Source organism: Desulfobulbus oligotrophicus, assembly GCF_016446285.1.
Taxonomy (GTDB): domain Bacteria; phylum Desulfobacterota; class Desulfobulbia; order Desulfobulbales; family Desulfobulbaceae; genus Desulfobulbus; species Desulfobulbus oligotrophicus.
In genome coordinates, this window is the sequence record NZ_CP054140.1 from 42,744 (window position 1) to 63,752 (window position 21,009).

Below are 21,009 nucleotides of genomic sequence, written 5' to 3' on the forward strand. Positions count from 1 at the left end.
TAGAAACACAAATATCCTGCCCCAAACAGGCCTATCAGCACATAGAAACAGGGTATTCACACGGTTGTTGCACGATCCTGCTTATATTGTTCTTACTACAACGCAAGTGAGCCGGGAAGTCAATAACCGCTCGGTTGCGGAACATGTATAGCCAGAGGCTGAGGATCTGCCTCTTCAGCTGCTTTGAAAACACCGGAGAGGCGATGATGAACATGCAGGCTTTGTTTGCACACCCTACACACACTCAAAGATCAGGATGACAGAACCCCTCACCCCCCGGATTCATCCTGCTGTAAACAGGAGGGGGTAAGCAATTATGCTGCTCCTCGTGCACCAACATCTTAAGGCGCAAAGAGAGGGGACGTTGAATATTGTAAAATTCGGCCCGCACGTCGTAAAAACGTCTCAATCTTGAGAAAATACACCGAATCGGCGGTATGTTTCTAAAAGAGACTGTACCATTGTTTTGGTACCATAGTGGTCTGCTACAGCTTGATGCTGTTTTTCCATTCGCTCAGGATCGCGGCGAGGTAACCTGGCAAGATCTTGCAGAGCCTGGCCAGCAGCCGTCACATCATTATAGTCCACCAGTCGGTAATCCTCAATAAAACCAAGAGTCTCGACCGTTGATAACAGACGGCAGGCCAATACCGGAAGACCGTTGAGAAGGCTTTGAATAAGCGACTGAGAGACACCCTCAGCTTCGTAGGAAGAAAAAAAGAAGAGATCAAAAGCGCTGAAATAGTGCTCGGGTTGTTCCTGGTGTCCTGCAAAAATCACCCGATCACCTACTCCCAATTCGTTGGCGAGCGCCTTAAGCCCCAGGAGTTCTTCACCATCACCGACCAGCATGAAGCGAAAATGAGCGGGCATTACCGCTGCAGTCCGTATAACAAATGCCAGACCTTTATAATGGCGGAAAAAGGCGACATTCCCCACGAGAATATCTGGGTCGGCAATGTTGTAGGCTTGTCGAATCGATTCACGGTGCTGTCGGGAAAAACGAAAGCGCGCCTCATCGTTGCCGGTTGAAAGAACGATTAGCTTGTCGCGCGAAATACCTTTCAGGGCCAACTGGTCAGCAATCGCTGCACTGCACGTAAAAACTATATGAGGAAAAAATTTATAGCTGAACGTTGAGGAAACTGGTGCCAAGACGTGTCGTGTACGGATAATGAGCGGGATGCAGCAAAAACGAGCAATAACCCCCACCATCCAGGAGTCTTCCGACGAATGGGTATTGATGACCGCTGGTTTAAGAGCCCGGATAAGTATGATCAGATCCCACCAGGATCCGGGATTGAATTTGGCAAATTTTTTAATGGGATACACAGCTATATTCTCAACGCCGGCGCGCCATGCCAACTCACTTTCCTGAGGAACGATCAAGCCAACACGAAAGCCGTGCTTACGCAACTCTTTGAGCTCCGTAAGAACTCGGATTTCCTGACCTCCCCACGAACGGCTCCAGTCGGTATGAATAACCAATGGATGTTGTTCTATTGAGTGCATATTTTCAAATTCAGTCCTTTTGCACACAACAACACCGGTGTTTTGTTCAACAAGGGTTGATGCGTTGCATATGAGCTATGTTTACCAAAACCAGTGTATATTACTTCAAGACCGGATGTTTCAGTATAAACTGTAGAGATATGGTGAATAAAGTGTAGAAGAGTGTGTCTATACACAAAATGGAACGTTCATCATCAGTCAAAACAAAAAGGAGAGTATCCGTGATGTTGATATAATATCCTTTTACTCTGCAAAGATGATTGTATCCTCTTTCCAGGAAGGCGGAACACCTATCGTAATGATCAGCAAAACCGTTCTATATACAGGATGTCGCATCTGTTTCGGTCGAATAAGATATCAGACAGATAATTGCAACTCTTTAGTCGTCCTTGCCAAACCTTTTTTCATTTTGCCGAAGCAGACACTCCGACACCGTTTGTCTGCCCGGCAAAAGGACACTGTCACCAACCGGTTGATCTTGACATGCACAACAGCTCTCCACTCTTGTCTCACATGGACATGCGCCACATTTTTACATCACCGGCAGTACGATCAACCGCTCAACACAAGCTGCCGTGGCACACAGGAGACAGAGCCTCCAAACAGGTCAGACGCCTTGCCTCACCTCAAAAATCGCCAGTAAAGAGTTGCATCATTTCTTTAGGTTGTGTAATGATTTGCTGTTTTTTATCACCAGCAAGAATAAAGTCGAATATCCACTTGCCTTGCTTCGGTATTATCAACCACAATCCCAAAGGAGTCCCAATGAGATTACGGCAATACTGTGCAGTTTGTGCATTCGCGGCTTTAGGAAGTTTCGGCACAAGCATGTTTGCAGGAGCGGAAACACTCCAGGATGCTGTACAGAAAATGATCAGCAGCAACCCTGACATCCGTGCTGTAGCCCACAACCGTCTGGCGCGGGATGAAGAGGTTCGACAGGCCCGTTCCGGTTATTTCCCCACGCTCAATGTTGAAGCCGGCGCCGGTAAAGACTGGGTCGAAAAACCGTATGACCGAGAGCTCAGCCCTCGGGAGGCTCGCATAAGTCTTCGTCAGAATCTTTTTGCCGGCCTCTCGACAATGAATGAAGTCGAACGTCAAAAGGCTCGAGTTGAATCCGAAGCGTATGTGGTGCGCAGTACCGCTGACAATACCGCATTAAAAGCAGCCAATGTATACCTGGAGGTTCTTAAAAATCAGGCTATTGTCGAGCTGGCTCAAGAAAATCTGACCTTGCACCAACGTATCTCAGATCAGATCAGACTCAGAAGCGAGTCAGGTGTTGACCGTCTGGCCGACATGGATCAGGTACAGAGCCGTTTGAACCTTGCCCAAGCCAACCTGGTGGTGACGGAACAGAACCTGCTCGATGCACAAACCAATTACAACGCGGTCGTCGGTAACCTGCCGATGCAGCTGACCCGTCCGGAACCCCCTGCAACCCTGTTACCTCCAAGCCGGGATGAGGCGGAAAACCTTGCTGTTGCCAACCATCCCCAACTTAAATCAGCGCTTGCCGACCTGGAGGCACGCCGCAAACAGGACGAAGTCGCAAAAAGCCCCTTCATGCCTATCATTGACCTGGAAGCCGACCAGATTTGGCAGAAAGATACCTACAACACCTCACTGGACGAAGATCAGGAACGTGAAGATCTCCGCGTTGTTCTTCGCCTCCGCTACAATCTGTTCAATGGCTGGAAAGACGAGGCCAGAAAGACTGAAACCACACCCATCGCCAGGTCATCGAATCAACGAGACTTTCATGGCAAGCTCATGAGGCAGCTAAAAAGAAGACCGACTATCTCCAGCAACGTCTTCAATTTGCGACCAAAACAGCCAGTGCCTACACAAAGCAGTGGAATATCGGACAACGCACCCTGCTTGATGTTCTTGACGCTGAGGCTGAGCGGATAGACTCTGCCCGTCAGCTGGTCACAGCCGACTACGACGGCCTGTATGCCCAGTATCGGATTCTCAATGCCACCGGCCGGTTGATCCCTGCTTTAAAGCTGCAATGGCCTGACGAAGGTTTGATCAACGAAGACTCCGCTCAAGAACAGCCGCAGGCCACTGCCGGCGACCAATCCTGACACTCTGCCGTTTGCTGCCCCTTGCCTTTCTCTCATCCCCGTTCGTGACGACATGGACGGGGATGTTTACCGCAGCCCCATCCGGCCCGGATACGTTATCCTGACCATTCAGTCCTTACCGGCACCATGGGTGTTGCACACACCACTTTGCTGACCATGAAGCCATCGGTCATATCAGCTGCCAGACCTCTCTTCAGCCTCCTTTTTCTGATCCTGATTGTCCTGGTCCCACCGGTGCTGACCGATGAATCTTTTTTCATTCCAGAACAGACTTTACAGCGCATGGAACAACAGTTCGGCAAAGAAGCCAGAACCCGGCTGCTTGCATGGCAGCACCTCATCCGGACCACTGTCGACAGTGAGCAAACCAAGCTTGAGCGTGTGAACCGGTTTATGAATACAAACGCCTTCATTGCTGACACCGACCACTGGCAACAAGAGGATTACTGGGCAACACCCATTGAATTCATTGCCAGCCGAGGAGGAGACTGTGAAGATTTTGCCATCGCTAAATTTTTCACCTTACTGAAAATGGGGGTTGATGAACACCGTCTTGCCCTCACCTATGTCAAGGCAGTTCATCTCAATCAGGCTCACATGGTCTTAACCTATTACCCTGTTCCGGGGGCGGAGCCATTGGTTTTAGATAACCTGATCGACGCGATCAAACCCTCTTCCCAGCGTACCGATCTTGTACCGGTGTACAGTCTGAATGGTTCAGGTCTTTGGCTTGCCAAACAGCGCGGTAAAGGAAAACAGATCGGCAATAATAATCGACTCAAGCGGTGGCGAGAACTCCTGGACCGCATCTCGTCTGAAACACCATAAAATGAGGATTCGTATGACCCTCTACCGTCAACTGCTGTTCTTTGGTCTATCCACCATAATCCTGCTATGTGTCGGATTATGGGTAGGGGAATTGCAACGAACCAGACAGTTTCTGATCACTCAACTCGAATCACACGCTCAAGACACTGCCTCTTCCCTTGGCCTGTCTTTAAGTAGCCTGGCCCACGGGACAGATGCAGCTGTCATGGAATCTATGATCAACGCCATCTTTGATCGAGGATACTATCGAACCATACAGTTTAAAGATGTTCAAGGCACGGTTCTCTTTGATCGCCAGTCCACTGTCTCCATTGAGCGTGTACCCGCCTGGTTTATCCGGGCCACTCCGTTATCAATTCCCAGTGCCCAGGCAATGGTCATGAACGGTTGGAAGCAGACCGGTACGGTGACGGTACAAAGTCATCCTGGGTACGCCTACTACACCTTATGGCAGGCAGTACAGTCAGCTTCTCTGTGGTTCGCTATCACTGCTGCAATAGTTATCGTGGCTGGTCTGCTTAGAATACGCCGACTCCTTGCGCCACTGGCACAGGTTGAAGAACAGGCGCTTGCACTGTGTGAGCGACGCTTTCACATCCAGGAAAGACTTCCCAGAACCCAGGAATTGCGCCGCGTGGTAAAGGCCATGAACCAGATGACAGAGCAGGTTCGGGAGATGTTTGAAGAGCAGGCAGCCCTGGCTGACTCACTCCAGCAGCGTGTCTATCAGGATCCGTTGACAGGTCTGGGCAATCGACGATTTCTCGAGGCACAGGTCAAAGCCAAGGTTGCGGCAAAGGAGACACCTGTCAACGGTACCTTCCTCCTGTTCCAGATCCAGGAACTGCAAGGCATCAACCAGCAGCTGGGCTACACAATCGGTGACCAGCTGATCAGCGAGCTGGCCTCCGATTTACAAAAAACTGCCGTAGAGCAGGCTGAAGCCATTGTCGGCCGCCTCGGAGGGCCAGACCTGGCCCTTCTTCTACCTAACATGGATGCGGCCATGGCCACCGAGCTTGCTGAAACCCGACTCAAGAGTCTTGATTTTATCAAAACCACCTCGTCTTCAGTACCTTCCATCACAGTTGTCTGCGGTGGTGTGACCTACAGTCGACCAACAAGTTTCAACGAACTCCTCATCCATGCCGACACTGCCCTGAATACAGCCCGGCAGGAGGGTGCCCCCGGCTCCACAGTCATCTTTCCCCTTGATGATGCAGCGACTGTTGCTGTTGGCAAGACCGAGTGGAAACACCTGCTGGACACGGTGTTGGCAAATCGTTCTCTGGTCCTGTACGGACAGCCCACAGTCAGCAAGAGTGACAAGGACACAATCATCCATCACGAAATTTTAAGCCGCATCCCCCACAGTGACGGTCGACACATTTCCGCCGGTACCTTTTTGCCCATGGCCGAACAGCTCGGACTGATGCCGACCCTTGATCGTCTTATCCTGGAGAATGTCATTGCCTTGCCGCCTTCTCGATTGGTTCCGCCCCGCGTGGCAATCAATCTGTCACCCATCTCCCTGAAAAACGAACTCTTTGTCGACTGGCTGTTTCCGCAGCTGTCCCAATGCGCTGCTGCAGGCCTGCTCCTCAACTTTGAATTTTCCGAATTCCGAGCCATCCGGCACTTCAATATCATCAAAACCTTTGCAGACCGGATCAAACCCATGGGCCATGGCGTTGGTATCGATCATTTCGGCCAGGGCCTCACCCATTACGGCTACCTCAAATCACTGCTGCCCAACTATGTGAAGATCCACCGGGCAATCACCAACGACATGCACAACGATCAGGACGACACCTCGTTCTTTGTCAGCACACTGTGTACCATAGCCCACAGTCTGGATATTCGGGTGATTATCGAAGGGGTGGAAACCGAACAGCAATGGCAGACTGTCACGGCCCTGCCGATAGATGCAGTTCAGGGTTATTTTATCCGTCGGCCGGAACCGGTACTGTAGAACAGACAAGGTCTTTTAGATAATGTCGTCGACCACGAGATGGTGGTCTGACATCTTGGCGCGTAACTGTTTACGGTTGAGAATTTTTTCCTGTGCTTCAGATGGCAACTCTGTGAACAGAATGACCTTTTTGGCGATCAACAGATCAATCAGATCTTCGACAACCCGTACCATGGAGGCATCTGAGGCTGCCAGAAGATGTGAAAACGATTCAAAATCGTCAATAGTCCTAAGAAAAGAGAGGATCTCGGCATCGAGCAGGGAAACCGGTTCTTTTCCAGCCCCGGACTCACCCTTTCGCAGGGCGACAATGTTTCCTGTCTCATCACGTTCTACAAACAACATCGGCAGCTCCGCTGAATTCCTTGTCACGATTGAATTTCTTGTGATACAACGATCATAGCATAGAAATTGTTTCGTCGACAACTACCTGTATCAACAAACATGACAGACACCGCTCAATCGATACCCGCCAAAGAATGGATCGATGCATCTGGTTCAGATACCGGGGACGACCCGCTGACCGACTGCCTGCTCCAACTCGGCAAGTTCTACAATCTGCCGGTTTCCCGGACCGGCCTGTGCGCCGGGTTACCGCTGGTGGACAACCGGTTAACCGTGGAACTGTTCCCCCGAGCCGCTGACCGTGCAGGTTTAACGACCCGGCTGCTCAAACGACCACTGACAAAGATATCCAGCCTGGAACTCCCGGCGGTTCTTCTTCTTGAGGGGAAAAAGGCGTGCCTGCTGACCGCCGTTGACCACAGTCAGCAACAGGCTACCGTTCTTTTACCGGAAACCGGGTTTGGTGCAACACAGCTGCCCCTGTCGGAACTGACCGCTTTGTTCAGTGGATTTGTCTTCTTTGCCCGTCCCAGGTTCCGACAGGATCATCAACTTGATCACCAAGCCCGGAGGACTGAAAAAAACTGGTTCTGGGGTGTCCTGTTCTCTTCGTGGCGGATATACCGTGATGTACTGCTGGCATCGTTGCTGATCAATATCTTTGCCCTGACCACACCGTTTTTTACGATGAACGTGTACGATCGGGTTATCCCCAACCTGGCCTTTGAAACACTGTGGGTGCTTGCCATTGGTATGGGGTTTGTCTACTTATTTAATCTGCTGCTAAAAGGCCTGCGCGGGCACTTTGTCGATGAAGCCGGCAAAAAGGCCAATCTGCGCATCTCCGGAGCACTTTTGGAAAAAGTCCTGGGCCTCAGGCTTGAAGTTCGACCTAAATCAGTGGGTGGGTTTTCTAAAAAACTACAGCAATTTGAAGCGATTCGAGATTTCATCACCTCCTTTTCCATCACCGCTCTGATCGATCTTCCCTTCATGTTCCTGGGACTTGCCGCCATCTGGTATCTTGGCGGACCGATCGTCTGGATTCATCTGAGCGCCGTCATTCTGATGGCGCTGTTTGCCTACGCTGTCCAGGCACCGCTCAAACGGGCGGTGGAGCATTCATTCCAGGCATCAGCGCAAAAAAATGCCATCCTGGTGGAAGGACTGGCCGGCATCGAGACAATCAAGATGCTTGGTGCAGAAAGTCAGATTCAACGGGGCTGGGAGGAGGCAGTCAGCTACATTGCCACCTGGAGCAGTCGGTCTCGCCTCTTCTCTTCCGCGGTTACCCATTTCTGCGAATTTGTCATGAACGTTACCACCGTGGCGACAATTATTGCCGGTGTGTACCGGATATCCACAGGTGACCTGACCCAAGGGGGAATCATCGCTCTTTTGATCCTTTCCCGACAGGCCATTGCTCCGATGTTCCAGGTGGTGAACCTTGCAACCCGGTATCACCAGGCCAAAACAGCTCTCGGTGAGCTGGACGCCATTATGGCACTGCCGGTCGAACGTCCCCTGGACCGAAACTTCCTTCTTCGCGGTACCTGCCAGGGAAAGATAGCCTTTGAACAGGTGGATTTTCAGTACCCCGAACAAAAAGGTCTGGCGTTAAACAATGTTTCACTCACCATAGAGTCTGGTGAACGGGTGGCGATCATCGGTCCCATCGGTTCAGGCAAAACCACCCTGGGCAAACTACTGCTTGGCATGTATGCACCCACCGCCGGCATTGTTGCCCTTGATGACACCGACATTCGCCAGATCGATCCAGCGGAACTCCGCCGGTTCATCGGGTATGTTCCACAGGATATCACGCTGTTCCGCGGCACCATTCGCGATAATATACGTCTTGGTTCGCCGGAAGTGGAAGATGCCGTGCTGCTCAAAGCAGCCGAACTTTCCGGAGTTGCCGAGTTTGTCGGCAAGCATGCCATGGGCTTTGATCTGGAAATCGGTGAACAGGGACGCGGCCTTTCAGGTGGCCAACGCCAGAGTGTTGCTATTGCCAGAGCCCTATTACACGATCCGCCCATCCTTATCTTAGATGAACCGAGCAGCTCCATGGATAACCGGACGGAAACCCGGCTCAAACAGAACCTTATGCAGTTCCTTCCCGGAAAAACCCTCATTCTCATTACGCATCGTGCTTCACTGCTTGATCTGGTTGATCGCATCGTTCTCATCGACAACGCCATGGTGGTGGCAGATGGACCAAGAGACCAGGTCTTGACTGCCATCAGAAGCGGCCAGGTACAGCTGTAGACAGACATCATGAACAAACAACCAACACCTCCAGCCAACGATCGGTCTGCAGCTCCCCAGGGACTTTTTCGAAGACTGCCGTCACCAGACCTTGACCTGGTCACTGATATCCGAACCACACTGTTGCTTCAGGACCCCCGTGGCGGTCGCCTGATCGTCTGGCTGGTCGGCCTTTTTATTCTGTGTTTCCTTGTCTGGTCGGCATGGGCTGAGATAGACGAGGTAACCCGCGGCGATGGCAAGGTTATCCCCTCTCAGCAGATACAGGTTGTTCAGAACCTTGAAGGCGGCATCCTTGCCAAACTGCTGGTGCAGGTCGGTGACGTGGTTGACAAAGACCAGCTGTTACTTGAAATCGACAAAACCAGATTCTCGGCGCCATATCAGGAAAGCCGGGCCAGCTACCTGGCACTGAAGGCACAGATCGCTCGTCTGGAGGCGGAAACCCATGACAAACCATTTAATGTCCCGGAGGAGGTGAGTAAAGAAAAGCCGGAAATCGGCCTACGGGAACAAAAACTCTACACCTCCAGAAAAGAACAGCTGACAGCCAAACTACAGATCCTCCAGGAGCAACACACTCAACGTAAACAGGAACTGGCAGAGCTCCGCTCAAAATTAGGAGAGTTGCGTCGAACCTCCGGGCTGCTCCAACGGGAACTGGCCATGACCAAGCCACTGATTGCCCAGGGAGCGGTCTCTGAGGTTGAAGTACTACGCTTACAACGTCAACACAGCGAGATGAGCGGCGCCATCGAGACCACCAGAATTGCCATTCCCAAGGTTGAGTCGAAGATTGCCGAGGCAAAAAAAGCCATGGAAAGCGAACAACTCGCCTTTCATAACGCTGCTCGCAGCGAGCTGAACGAGGCGTATGCCAAGCTGGAAGGTGTCAGTGCCAATGCCGAGGCCCTGATGGACCGGCTTCAGCGTACCGCGGTCCGTTCGCCGGTACGGGGATCCATCAATCAGATCAAAGTCAATACCATCGGTGGTACCATTCAACCGGGAATGGATCTGATCGAGATCGTTCCCCTTGAGGATACGTTACTTGTTGAGGCCCGAATCAAACCGGCTGACATCGCCTTTCTTCATCCCAACCAACCGGCCATCATCAAATTCACTGCCTACGACTTCACCACCTATGGCGGACTGGAGGCAGATTTAGAGCACATCAGTGCCGACTCCATCACCGACAAGGAGGGAAACGATTTCTATCTGATCCGTCTCCGCACCAAACAGAACTTCCTGGGCAGCAAGGACAAGCCACTCCCCATTATTCCGGGCATGGTCGCTTCAGTCGATATTCTCACCGGCAAAAAAACCATTCTTTCGTACCTGCTCAAGCCTGTTCTGCGGGCCAAGGCTACAGCACTTCGGGAGCGATGAGATGAACCTGATCCTCTGTTGCAGCAATCCTCGCCTTCGTGAACGGTGGTTCACTGCTCTGAACCGCATGTTCTCCACCTACCAGGCCACCACGCTGGAAGACCTGCGTATTTTTGTTCAGCAACAGATCACCTTCGGTCTTTTGCTCATTCACCGTCCTTTAATCGACTTCGCAGCGGTAACCTACATCAAAAGACGTCAACCTAACTGTAAACTCGTCATTCTTTCGGACCGACCGAGCGAAACAGAGGGGTTGGCCCTTCTCAGGCTTGGCGTGATCGGGTACGCCAACAGTTATACCAACCCCCAGCGACTGCAGGATGCCATACGTTCCATAGTCGATGGTTCAGTATGGATCAGTCAGGATCTCATGTATCGATTGATCACCCAATCGGCACCATCCGTCAGCTCCACATTCCAAACACAGGCTATCCGTACTCCTCAACTCAACAACCTTTCCGACCGGGAACTGCAGATTGCCGATTTAGTGTCTCAAGGGCTCAGCAACGGTGAAATTGCTGTTCAGCTCGGTATTACTGAACGCACGGTCAAAGCCCACCTCGGTGCTGTGTATGCCAAGACCTCCACCAAAGGACGCCTGGCCCTGGCACTGCTGATGCGTCAGGCAGCGTCTGCCTCCAATAACGGATGAAGACCGACGGCAATTGATCAGTATGTGCCCTCATCTCTTCTGTTAAAAAAACAAGAAACGCAGCAGATAGCTGATGCTACCTGCTGCGTTTTGGCAAGGAAAAGGACTGTACCGAATTATTGCGTAGATCCCAGATCTATCTGGCCCAACAGTGAGTTGAGCTGATCACCGGTATCAAGTGAACTGAAATCAATGGTGTCAAAGGTAACACTACCAATCACATTCGAATGATCAGCATCATCATAGAGCAGTAACTGGGCCTTACCATCGTTGTCGGCAACCCCGAGTCGGGAATGATCATCCTCATCACTGCCGATCACCTGACTGATATCCACTCGATCCCCCTCGGCCCGGCTGTAATCCAGAATGGTATCATGGCCATCACCGACCATGAAGATATCGGCGCCGCCACCACCTATAAGGACCTCGTCTCCACTGCCGCCGGCCAGTGTGTTGTCGGCTTCCGTACCGATGATAAAGGTCTTGGTGTCGGTTAAGCCGCCACCTGCACTGTCCTCAATGGTCACGATGACTGAAATATCCGGGGTTGCTCCTGTTGTACCGGGAACCGTCATTTCCAGACCTTCGATTGTTACCGCATTGGTGACCGGATCAATGGCGACCGTATAGCTGCCGTCGCTCTCCAGCGGCAGTGTCCAGGTCCCATCAGGATTGAGCGTTCCTGCAGAAAGAACCGCTCCTTCAGGGACCGACAGGGCCACACTGACAATGGTCTCTGAAAAATCGGTGTCTCCTGTCTCCACGACCAGATTGATCGGATAGAGCGTGTCCGTGGGGAAACTGATGTCGTGGATCAAAAAGTCGTTGTCTCCTCCATCAGTTGGTGCAGTAAAGACAATAGAGTGGATGAGAGCTCCATCTGCTCCCTGCAGTGTAAACGGTGGATCAATCTCATCGGTTATGCCCTGGACTATTCCACCGCCGATCTGATTACCATCAATATCGTACAGCACATACTCTGCCCGCTCAACAGAGGCAAGCCAGGCAAACCGAACCGTTGCTTCGGAAACAGGGCTATCAAAGATGACTTCAATCTTTTCGGAAGTGTGACCATCTTGGCCAAGTTCTATGAAATCTCCGGAGGCATCGCCCGGCACACCGAAACCAGTTGGTGCGTCATACACTCCTTCTGCGGTGGCAACACCAATCTCATTGCCATCAAGATCATACGCTTTGACTGTGAACCCCAGGTCCGTACTGGTCACATTTGCGGCATTGATCACCGTATTCACCATTGCCGGATTCTGAGGGGTGATGGTCACCTTCGGAATATCCACAACCGGTGTTACGGTAATATTCAGTGTTGATGTTTCGCTGCCGATGCCATCGGTCACTGTATAGGTTACCTGAGGCACCTGACCGCTATAATCAGGATGCGGTGTAAACAGGTAGTCGCCGTTTTCATGTATCACCAATTGCCCCACACCACTGATCTCTACCGTGTCTCCAGGCAGGTAGGTGGTGGAATCGTCGGCAACAGTGAAACCGCTAATTGTAACCTCACCGGTCATGTTCGTGGCGTTGTCCAGGACATTACCCGCCAACGGCGCATCTTCCTGCGTTGAGACATGCTCGTCACCATCAACGATGTCATCATCAATGATCGTGGCTGTGGCTGAGTCACTGTACGTGGTCCCGTTACTCGTCAGCACCGCGTTCAGGGTGAACGTCTCATTCGGCTCGTCAATGGTGTCGTCAACCGTGGGTGTCCGAACCTGCACAACACTGTCACCGGCTGGAAGCGGGATACCACCGGTGTACTCATTCCAGGTTGTACCACCGTCAAGGCTGTACTCAAAACCACCGGATGCATAGTCATCAGGGCTCACAGCCGTGCCATCGGCAAACGTCAGCTCAAGTGTGCTCCCCTCACCAACACCCGTTACATGGATGTCGAATACTGCCGGATCACCCTCTGGAACCTCGATATCACCGGTACCGGTCCCAGCACCACCAACAGAGATGGTCGGCACATCATTATCAATGATCGTGGCTGTGGCTGAGTCACTGTACGTGGTCCCGTTACTCGTCAGCACCGCGTTCAGGGTGAACGTCTCATTCGGCTCGTCAATGGTGTCGTCAACCGTGGGTGTCCGAACCTGCACAACACTGTCACCGGCTGGAAGCGGAATACCACCGGTGTACTCATTCCAGGTCGTACCACCGTCAAGGCTGTACTCAAAACCACCGGATGCATAGTCATCAGGGCTCACAGCCGTGCCATCGGCAAACGTCAGCTCAAGTGTGCTCCCCTCACCAACACCCGTTACATGGATGTCGAATACTGCCGGATCACCCTCTGGAACCTCGATATCACCGGTACCGGTCCCAGCACCACCAACAGAGATGGTCGGCACATCATTATCAATGATCGTGGCCGTGGCTGAGTCACTGTACGTGGTCCCGTTACTCGTCAGCACTGCGTTCAGGGTGAACGTCTCATTCGGCTCGTCAATGGTGTCGTCAACCGTGGGTGTCCGAACCTGCACAACACTGTCACCGGCTGGAAGCGGAATACCACCGGTGTACTCATTCCAGGTCGTACCACCGTCAAGGCTGTACTCAAAACCACCGGATGCATAGTCATCAGGGCTCACAGCCGTGCCATCGGCAAACGTCAGCTCAAGTGTGCTCCCCTCACCAACACCCGTTACATGGATGTCGAATACTGCCGGATCACCCTCTGGAACCTCGATATCACCGGTACCGGTCCCAGCACCACCAACAGAGATGGTCGGCACATCATTATCAATGATCGTGGCCGTGGCTGAGTCACTGTACGTGGTCCCGTTACTCGTCAGCACCGCGTTCAGGGTGAACGTCTCATTCGGCTCGTCAATGGTGTCGTCAACCGTGGGTGTCCGAACCTGCACAACACTGTCACCGGCTGGAAGCGGAATACCACCGGTGTACTCATTCCAGGTCGTACCACCGTCAAGGCTGTACTCAAAACCACCAGATGCATAGTCATCAGGACTCACAGCCGTGCCATCGGCAAACGTCAGCTCAAGTGTGCTCCCCTCACCAACACCCGTTACATGGATGTCGAATACTGCCGGATCACCCTCTGGAACCTCGATATCACCGGTACCGGTCCCAGCACCACCAACAGAGATGGTCGGCACATCATTATCAATGATCGTGGCCGTGGCTGAGTCACTGTACGTGGTCCCGTTACTCGTCAGCACCGCGTTCAGGGTGAACGTCTCATTCGGCTCGTCAATGGTGTCGTCAACCGTGGGTGTCCGAACCTGCACAACACTGTCACCGGCTGGAAGCGGAATACCACCGGTGTACTCATTCCAGGTCGTACCACCGTCAAGGCTGTACTCAAAACCACCAGATGCATAGTCATCAGGACTCACAGCCGTGCCATCGGCAAACGTCAGCTCAAGTGTGCTCCCCTCACCAACACCCGTTACATGGATGTCGAATACTGCCGGATCACCCTCTGGAACCTCGATATCACCGGTACCGGTCCCAGCACCACCAACAGAGATGGTCGGCACATCATTATCAATGATCGTGGCCGTGGCTGAGTCACTGTACGTGGTCCCGTTACTCGTCAGCACTGCGTTCAGGGTGAACGTCTCATTCGGCTCGTCAATGGTGTCGTCAACCGTGGGTGTCCGAACCTGCACAACACTGTCACCGGCTGGAAGCGGAATACCACCGGTGTACTCATTCCAGGTCGTACCACCGTCAAGGCTGTACTCAAAACCACCGGATGCATAGTCATCAGGGCTCACAGCCGTGCCATCGGCAAACGTCAGCTCAAGTGTGCTCCCCTCGCCAACACCCGTTACATGGATGTCGAATACCGCCGGATCACCCTCATTGACGGCAATACTGTCCATCGACACAGTTGGCGGAGATACAGGCGGGGGAACAGGTATATCGGTCTCCCCGTCAACAGGAGGCGCAGGAGGTGTCTCGGTTCCATCATCAATACCGGCAAAGACCCAGTAGGGCGGATCTAAAAAATCCCAGCCAATGCCCCGTGTTTCAGCACCGGAATCAGGTATCATCTCCATCTGGGTTGCTTCAAAAACAACAATCTGCCGGCCACCGCCTCCTGCTCCGGCAACACCGGTACCGGCAGCAGGAGGTGGCAGATCCGTGGTGGGATCAAAGTTTTCATCCTGTTGCAGGGCCTGTTGCATATCTGCAACCGAGGCCGAAAAATCACCGGCATCCCCGGGTGCTGCCGCTCCGTACACTTCTTCATCAACGAGGACATCGGACATGCGCCCGAGCATCATTGCATTGGGAGTATTGGTAAAGGTGATGGAAACACTGCCATCTGAACCTGTTACTATTCGATCATCAGCGTAGATAACGCTGTTGGGAGTCAGTACCCGCTCAAAACCATTTGCTGAAACCGCCTTAACTGTTCCATACACGATAACGGCTTTCCCGACCGTTTGTGCCTTTCCAACTGCCATATCTGCTTCCTCCTATTGGTAAAAAACAAGTGTATGATCAGATTGTACGCGATGTGCTCCTCATGTCTATTGGACTTTGGTACCATGCCTCGTCTTTTTTTCCAGACACAGCAACTTCTCTGAACATTTTGCGTCTACCGTCATGTAAAAGAACAACTTTATAGTTTCAGTTGAACTGAAAACAGGCTCTTTCTGTCCTCTGCAAACAATGGTATGATGCCGGAAATCTTCATCGCCTCTGTATTGAAAGGAACATCGTCCATGAAACGTTTTTTATATCTGCTTTCCCGCCCCTGTGTCTGGTTATGGAAGTTTCTCAGCTCCGGACTGACTGTCATCTTCAACCTGCTGGTGGTGACCTTGCTGTTGGCCGGTCTGGCACTTGTCCTGTATACACCGAAAATCACCGTCCAGCCAGGCAGCGCCCTTGTACTGGCACCTGAGGGAAATATCGTTGAGGTGCGTTCCCCGATTGACCCCTTTGCCAGAGTGCTCAACCGGCTTTCCGGTTCCCCGTTCCAGGAAGAAACCTTTCTGCAGGATATACTGGACACACTGCAGGAAGCGGCCGACGACCAACGCATTAAAATGCTGGTGCTTAATACCAATAAGATGGGAGATGCCGGCCTTGATCAGATTCGGACCATCGGTGCCGCCATCGACGCCTTCAAAAAGAAAGACAAAAAAGTTATTGCTGTTGGCAATAACTTTAACCAGACCCAATACTATCTGGCCTCCTGGGCTGATTCGATCTACCTGCACCCCATGGGTGCCGTCCAGATTCGCGGCTTTTCAGTGTTCCGTCTGTATGTGCGGGATATGCTCGACAAGTTGGGTATCAATGCCCATGTATTCCGGGTCGGTGACTATAAGTCCGCTGTCGAACCACTGTTGCGTAACGATATGTCCCCGGAAGACAAAGAGGCCAATCGCCTGTGGCTCAACAACCTCTGGAACATCTACTGCACAGATATCGTCACGCATCGGAAGCTTGACCTGACCGTCTTTCGGAACAACATCAACCAGACCGTCTCTCAGCTGGCTTCAGTGGACGGAGACCGCGCCCGACTCGCCCTGGCTTCAGGTCTGGTGGATGGCCTGAAAACCCCACTGCAGATTGATGAGATGCTCAAACAGATGGTCGGTCTTTCCAGTGATAAGAAAAGCTGCAACCATATCGGATTTCGTGATTACCTGCAGACGATCACCCCCTCCTATACAAAACCGGACAAAGAAAGTGACCTGATCGGTATTATAGCTGTCAGTGGAAACATCATTCCCGGTAAAGGAACGCCTCAGCAGATCGGGGCCGAGGATCTGATCAAGCGAATTCGCCAGGCTCGCCAGAACCCGCGCATTAAAGCCATTGTGCTTCGTATCAACAGCGGCGGCGGCAGTGCCACCGCCTCAGAGCTTATCCGTGAAGAGCTGGCGGCTGCCAGGCAGGACGGCAAGGTGGTGGTTGTTTCCATGGGCGCCATGGCGGCATCAGGGGGGTACTGGTTATCAGCAAACGCTGATGCCATTGTCGCCGCACCAACTACTCTCACCGGATCAATCGGTATATTCGGCATGATTCCGACCATGGAAAAAACACTGGCCGGCCTTGGTATTCACGGTGACGGTATCGGCACCACCAACATCGCTCATTTCGGTAATATGGCAACAGCCATGGGGGAAGAGGAAGCCGCCTCCTGGCAAATGGATGTTGAACAGGGCTATCAGCGTTTCATCAACACTGTTGCCAGGGGTCGTTCGTTAAACGTGGAGGCGGTGAAAAAAATTGCCGGCGGTCGGGTCTGGGACGGTGAAACCGCCCTGAAGATAGGTCTGGTCGACAAGCTCGGCAACCTGCAGGATGCCATTGCTGAAGCAGCCAAACGCGCGAATGTGCCAAAGGAAAATGCCCTGTTCATCGAACTTGATCCGCGCAACTATCTGAACCGTTTCAAAAAAAATGAACAACCCATTGAAACCCTGATCCGAGGTCTGTTCGCCTCTTCTCCGGGTATTCTGCAGATGCGGCAAGCAGCAGAGGAACAGCTGGATTTTATAGTTGACAGCAGGGACCCCCGTGGACTGTACAGCCACTGTCTGTTTCCCTCACCGGCGCTCTTGTTTCGATAAAAAAACGGAGCAGCCCTTTTTTTACTGCCTGTCTCTTAATACCGTACCAGGCAGGCAGCAGACCATAACACGCAATGGTTATCCCTTCAAAACAGCCAGGGGTTGCAGCTCCACGGCTATTTCGATGAGGTCCTGCTGATCGGCGATGACCTCATCGATATTCTTATAGGCCCCGGGTGCCTCTTCAAGATCACGACGGTGCCGCAGAGAATGAAGGATACGTTTTTTATCGAGCTTTTCCCGTTCCTCCTCCAGATTCAACACCCGTTGAGCCTGCTTGCGGCCAAGAACCCGACCGGCACCGTGGGAACAGGACATGAAAGATAACGGATTGCCCAGTCCTTTCACAATATAGCTTCGACTTCCCTGACAACCCGGGATAATGCCGTACTCACCGGCAAAAGCACGGGTTGCCCCCTTGCGATGCACCCAGACCTCTTTGAAAAAATGCGTTTCCAGGGCCGCGTAGTTATGTGCCACATCGATAGGATCATCAAACTGATCACAACCGGTCAGGTCAGTAACGATCTCCTGCAAGGCGGCCATCATCTCACTTCGGTTGGCACTGGCAAAGGCCACACAGTACTCCATCTCCCGCAGATAACGCTGCCCAACCTCCGTATCCAGCGGGAGCGTCGCCAGTTGCCATTCCCTGGGTATCGCATCCTTACCGGTCTGCTTCGCCAGGCGAACCGCCAGCTCGTTGTAATGGCCGGCTACCCGGTAACCGATGTTCCGGCTGCCGGAATGCACCATCAACCAGATCCGCTGGTCGTTCCCCTGCTGAATTTCAATAAAATGATTCCCTCCACCCAGGGTGCCGATCTGGCGGCGAGCGTTCTCGAACTCACCGGTAACGACAGGTAAATCCTGACCAAATTCGGTTGGATCCGGCATCACCTCCAGGGGCCGAGATTTCTTATGATGCTTAAATCCCAAAGGAACAGCAGCACGCAACGCTGTGAGCATCTTCTTCAGTACCGGCACCTCCAGCGCAGTGAGGCCGGTGCGGACAGCCCGCATGCCGCAACCGATATCAACACCAACTCCATTGGGGATAACAGCGCCGATGGTGGCCAGCACGCCACCGATCGGCATACCGTACCCCACATGAGCATCAGCCATAATAGCGATATGATGAAAGGCACAGGGCAAATTGGCAAGCCGCCGTGCCTGCTGCAAGGCCTCTTCCTCCAGCGTGTCAAGCCAGAGCATAATAGGTATTTTTTCAGTGGTAATGGTTCGTTTCACAGTGTTCTCTTGCCCTCCCGGTTATCTGGTTTATAGTGCAACCTTATACATTTGCTGCCGATGACAGCAGCCTGTCAGACGTCTCAACAATCACCATTCCTTCAACTTCAGCAGCCTGCATGATCACTGAAGAACATCTTGTACATCTCTGGCTTCATCTGGGATGGCCTCTCCTGCGGTTGCTTATCTACCTGGCCATCGGCCTGCTTGTCGCACTCTTTATCGAATCACTGAACTGGACCAGAAAACTGGCGGTCATTGCACGGCCCCTCACCCGCTTCGGCCATCTTTCGCCTCTTGCCGGCGCCTCCTTTTCAGTCTGTTTCTTTTCAGGCATAGCTGCCAACAGTATGCTTGCCGAAGCCTACAGTACACAGCAGATAAGCAGGAAAGAGTTGATTCTGGCCAACCTGTTCAACAGTCTGCCCAGCAACTTCCTCCATCTTCCAACCACATTCTTCATTGCCATGCCAATAATCAAGGGCGCGGCCTTCATCTACATAGGTCTCACGGTCTTGGCCGCCCTTTGCCGCACCTTGCTGGTCGCCCTGATCGCCAGACTGCTGCTGCCTGCCGGCAATATCGAACCTGCACCGGTTCAGCCGAAACCGTCGACCACGGAACACCCGTTTCGCGTTGCTCTGCGTAACGGCCTGCACCGGTTTAAACGACGTATCCGTAAGATCATCGCCTTTACCGCACCGATCTACATCTTGTTCTATGCTCTGACAGAGGCGGGTTTTTTCACGGCGGCAGAGCACTTCATCGGCCGGCACCTCTCCTGGTTATCCTGGCTCTCACCGCAGGCACTGTCGATTTTAACCTTCCAGATGGCGGCTGAATTTACCGCCGGCCTGGTTGCAGCCGGGGCGCTCCTTGCCAGTGGCTCGATGCGCATGGAAGAGGTTGTTCTGGTGCTCCTGATCGGCAACATCCTGTCCTCTCCCATCCGCGCCATCCGTCACCAGTACCCCTATTACGCCGGCATCTTTAAACCGGTTCTTGCCGCTCAACTCCTGGTGTTCAGTCAGGGATTCCGGGCCTTGAGCATAGCCGCGATGGCTGTGGCGTATTATTTTATCTGCATGTGATCTGTCAGAAATCCGTTATCTGTGCAGAGCATGCTCCTGCAACACCAAGGAGGCAATGATGGAAAAAAACATACTGGTGGCTGTAGACGGCTCAACTTCCACGGGAAGCAGTCTTGACTATCTGGCCCAGCTCTTTGCGCACGATAGTGAACTCACCATACATCTGCTCAGCGTCATACCAAGTGGCGGGGGCGGTAAAGACTGGATGCTTGAGGTTGATCCCCTGCGCGCCGAGTCCGCGGGTTCGGACAAACGAACCGTGGCGGCACGCAAGCACCTTAAAGACGCGGAAGAACGGTTGCTTCGTTCAGGCTTTGCAAAAAAACAGATTCAAGTAAAGACCAAAACAGCAACCAGTATCAGCAATGCCATTCGTGAAGAGGCGGAGCGTGGTCATTTTGACAGCGTCCTTATCGGTCGCCGGGGACTGGGTTCAGTCGGCAGTATGTTCTTCGGCAGCACATCCGGTGATCTGGTCGAAAAATGCCACCGAGTGCCGCTCTGGATCGTCGACGGCAAGGTCAGGGCATTACGATTCCTGCTTGCCGTACAAAGCCATCCCGCCTCACTGATGGCGGCTGATCACCTTGCCTTTATGCTGAAAAACCACACAACCGCAGACATCTGTCTCTACCATTCCAATGCGGTGTTCGGCTCTCAACAGGTTGCCCGCCCTGAAGATTTTCACGCTCAATGGGGCAAAAGCTGGTGCGATAAATACCTCGACATCGACAACTTTCTCTTCTATGCCCACGCCCAGCTGCTGGTCGACAACGGTATTTCCCGTCATCGTATCTCTCAGCTGCCCGCGCAGATGCACCTCGATGTGGGCACGGATCTGCTCAGGCAGGCCAAACAGCACCAGTGCGGAACCATTGTCATCGGTCGCCGTCGCCGAAGTCTGACCGGAGGACACCTTAAAGGTGTTTCCGACAAGACCCTCAGGCAGGCCCAAAACATCGCCATCTGGTTGGCCGGCTGAAATCCGGCGGCGCAGGAGTTATCTTCTCTT

At 52.7% G+C, this 21,009-nt stretch carries 14 protein-coding genes and 1 pseudogene; 10 read left to right on the plus strand and 5 right to left on the minus strand.

The window, feature by feature from the left end:
- Positions 1–405 precede the first annotated feature (405 nt).
- Both HP555_RS00210 and HP555_RS00215 read right to left on the minus strand, forming a co-directional pair.
- The gene (locus tag HP555_RS00210) at positions 406–1,512 is read right to left on the minus strand and encodes a glycosyltransferase family 4 protein (protein WP_199263224.1); all 1,107 of its coding nucleotides are present in this window, start codon (positions 1,510–1,512) and stop codon (positions 406–408) included.
- Positions 1,513–2,138: 626 nt separating this feature from the next.
- Positions 2,139–2,396, minus strand: coding sequence for a hypothetical protein (locus tag HP555_RS00215; protein ID WP_233249209.1), 258 nt, complete (start codon positions 2,394–2,396; stop codon positions 2,139–2,141).
- On the opposite strand from HP555_RS00215, the pseudogene HP555_RS00220 reads away from it, so the two are divergent.
- The 4 genes and pseudogenes from HP555_RS00220 to HP555_RS00230 form a co-directional block, all read left to right on the plus strand.
- Positions 2,383–3,216, plus strand: a pseudogene (locus HP555_RS00220) (TolC family protein); the annotation flags it as partial. The gene HP555_RS00215 and the pseudogene HP555_RS00220 overlap by 14 nt on opposite strands.
- A gap of 41 nt (positions 3,217–3,257) precedes the next feature.
- Positions 3,258–3,605 carry a TolC family protein gene (locus tag HP555_RS14310; protein WP_408639854.1) on the plus strand — a complete coding sequence of 116 codons (348 nt, stop codon included), beginning with the start codon at positions 3,258–3,260 and terminating at the stop codon, positions 3,603–3,605.
- Between the two features lie 126 nt (positions 3,606–3,731).
- Positions 3,732–4,433: a transglutaminase-like cysteine peptidase gene (locus HP555_RS00225; RefSeq protein WP_199263227.1), complete on the plus strand. Its 702-nt coding sequence runs from the start codon at positions 3,732–3,734 to the stop codon at positions 4,431–4,433.
- 13 nt (positions 4,434–4,446) lie between these two features.
- Positions 4,447–6,405 (plus strand): EAL domain-containing protein, encoded by a 1,959-nt coding sequence (locus tag HP555_RS00230; RefSeq protein ID WP_199263228.1) that lies wholly within the window; start codon positions 4,447–4,449, stop codon positions 6,403–6,405.
- 15 nt (positions 6,406–6,420) lie between these two features.
- On the opposite strand, the gene HP555_RS00235 is transcribed toward HP555_RS00230, so the two are convergent.
- Positions 6,421–6,750, minus strand: coding sequence for a hypothetical protein (locus HP555_RS00235; RefSeq protein WP_199263229.1), 330 nt, complete (start codon positions 6,748–6,750; stop codon positions 6,421–6,423).
- Between the two features lie 99 nt (positions 6,751–6,849).
- Between HP555_RS00235 and HP555_RS00240 the strand changes: the two genes are divergently transcribed.
- Genes HP555_RS00240 through HP555_RS00250 form a run of 3 tightly spaced genes read left to right on the plus strand, consistent with a single transcriptional unit; the run spans position 6,850 to position 11,062 of the window.
- Positions 6,850–9,021 carry a type I secretion system permease/ATPase gene (locus HP555_RS00240; RefSeq protein ID WP_199263230.1) on the plus strand — a complete coding sequence of 724 codons (2,172 nt, stop codon included), beginning with the start codon at positions 6,850–6,852 and terminating at the stop codon, positions 9,019–9,021.
- A gap of 9 nt (positions 9,022–9,030) precedes the next feature.
- The gene (locus HP555_RS00245; protein ID WP_199263231.1) at positions 9,031–10,410 is read left to right on the plus strand and encodes an HlyD family type I secretion periplasmic adaptor subunit; all 1,380 of its coding nucleotides are present in this window, start codon (positions 9,031–9,033) and stop codon (positions 10,408–10,410) included.
- A 1-nt stretch (position 10,411) separates the two neighbouring features.
- Positions 10,412–11,062 (plus strand): helix-turn-helix transcriptional regulator, encoded by a 651-nt coding sequence (locus HP555_RS00250; protein ID WP_199263232.1) that lies wholly within the window; start codon positions 10,412–10,414, stop codon positions 11,060–11,062.
- Between the two features lie 116 nt (positions 11,063–11,178).
- Here the strand turns inward: HP555_RS00250 and HP555_RS00255 are convergent, their stop codons facing one another.
- Entirely contained in the window at positions 11,179–15,528 is a 4,350-nt protein-coding gene (locus tag HP555_RS00255; RefSeq protein ID WP_199263233.1) for a retention module-containing protein, read from the minus strand.
- A gap of 261 nt (positions 15,529–15,789) precedes the next feature.
- Between HP555_RS00255 and sppA the strand changes: the two genes are divergently transcribed.
- Entirely contained in the window at positions 15,790–17,655 is a 1,866-nt protein-coding gene (gene sppA, locus HP555_RS00260) for a signal peptide peptidase SppA (protein ID WP_199263234.1), read from the plus strand.
- A gap of 78 nt (positions 17,656–17,733) precedes the next feature.
- Here sppA and HP555_RS00265 read toward each other — a convergent pair whose 3' ends face one another.
- Positions 17,734–18,906, minus strand: coding sequence for an RtcB family protein (locus HP555_RS00265; RefSeq protein ID WP_199263235.1), 1,173 nt, complete (start codon positions 18,904–18,906; stop codon positions 17,734–17,736).
- 119 nt (positions 18,907–19,025) lie between these two features.
- Here HP555_RS00265 and HP555_RS00270 point away from each other — a divergent pair, with 119 nt between their 5' ends.
- Together HP555_RS00270 and HP555_RS00275 are read left to right on the plus strand one after the other, a co-directional pair.
- Complete coding sequence (locus tag HP555_RS00270; protein ID WP_199263236.1) at positions 19,026–19,997, plus strand: hypothetical protein; 972 nt, start codon at positions 19,026–19,028, stop codon at positions 19,995–19,997.
- Between the two features lie 55 nt (positions 19,998–20,052).
- Positions 20,053–20,979, plus strand: coding sequence for a universal stress protein (locus HP555_RS00275; RefSeq protein WP_199263237.1), 927 nt, complete (start codon positions 20,053–20,055; stop codon positions 20,977–20,979).
- Positions 20,980–21,009: the final 30 nt, after the last annotated feature.

Coding starts and splice junctions, on each gene's coding strand:
- HP555_RS00210 (WP_199263224.1), bottom strand. CDS start 1,512: ATGCACTCAATAGAACAACATCCATTGGTTATTCATACCGACTGGAGC.
- HP555_RS00225 (WP_199263227.1), top strand. CDS start 3,732: ATGGGTGTTGCACACACCACTTTGCTGACCATGAAGCCATCGGTCATA.
- HP555_RS00230 (WP_199263228.1), top strand. CDS start 4,447: ATGACCCTCTACCGTCAACTGCTGTTCTTTGGTCTATCCACCATAATC.
- HP555_RS00235 (WP_199263229.1), bottom strand. CDS start 6,750: ATGTTGTTTGTAGAACGTGATGAGACAGGAAACATTGTCGCCCTGCGA.
- HP555_RS00240 (WP_199263230.1), top strand. CDS start 6,850: ATGACAGACACCGCTCAATCGATACCCGCCAAAGAATGGATCGATGCA.
- HP555_RS00245 (WP_199263231.1), top strand. CDS start 9,031: ATGAACAAACAACCAACACCTCCAGCCAACGATCGGTCTGCAGCTCCC.
- HP555_RS00250 (WP_199263232.1), top strand. CDS start 10,412: ATGAACCTGATCCTCTGTTGCAGCAATCCTCGCCTTCGTGAACGGTGG.
- HP555_RS00255 (WP_199263233.1), bottom strand. CDS start 15,528: ATGGCAGTTGGAAAGGCACAAACGGTCGGGAAAGCCGTTATCGTGTAT.
- sppA (WP_199263234.1), top strand. CDS start 15,790: ATGAAACGTTTTTTATATCTGCTTTCCCGCCCCTGTGTCTGGTTATGG.
- HP555_RS00270 (WP_199263236.1), top strand. CDS start 19,026: ATGATCACTGAAGAACATCTTGTACATCTCTGGCTTCATCTGGGATGG.
- HP555_RS00275 (WP_199263237.1), top strand. CDS start 20,053: ATGATGGAAAAAAACATACTGGTGGCTGTAGACGGCTCAACTTCCACG.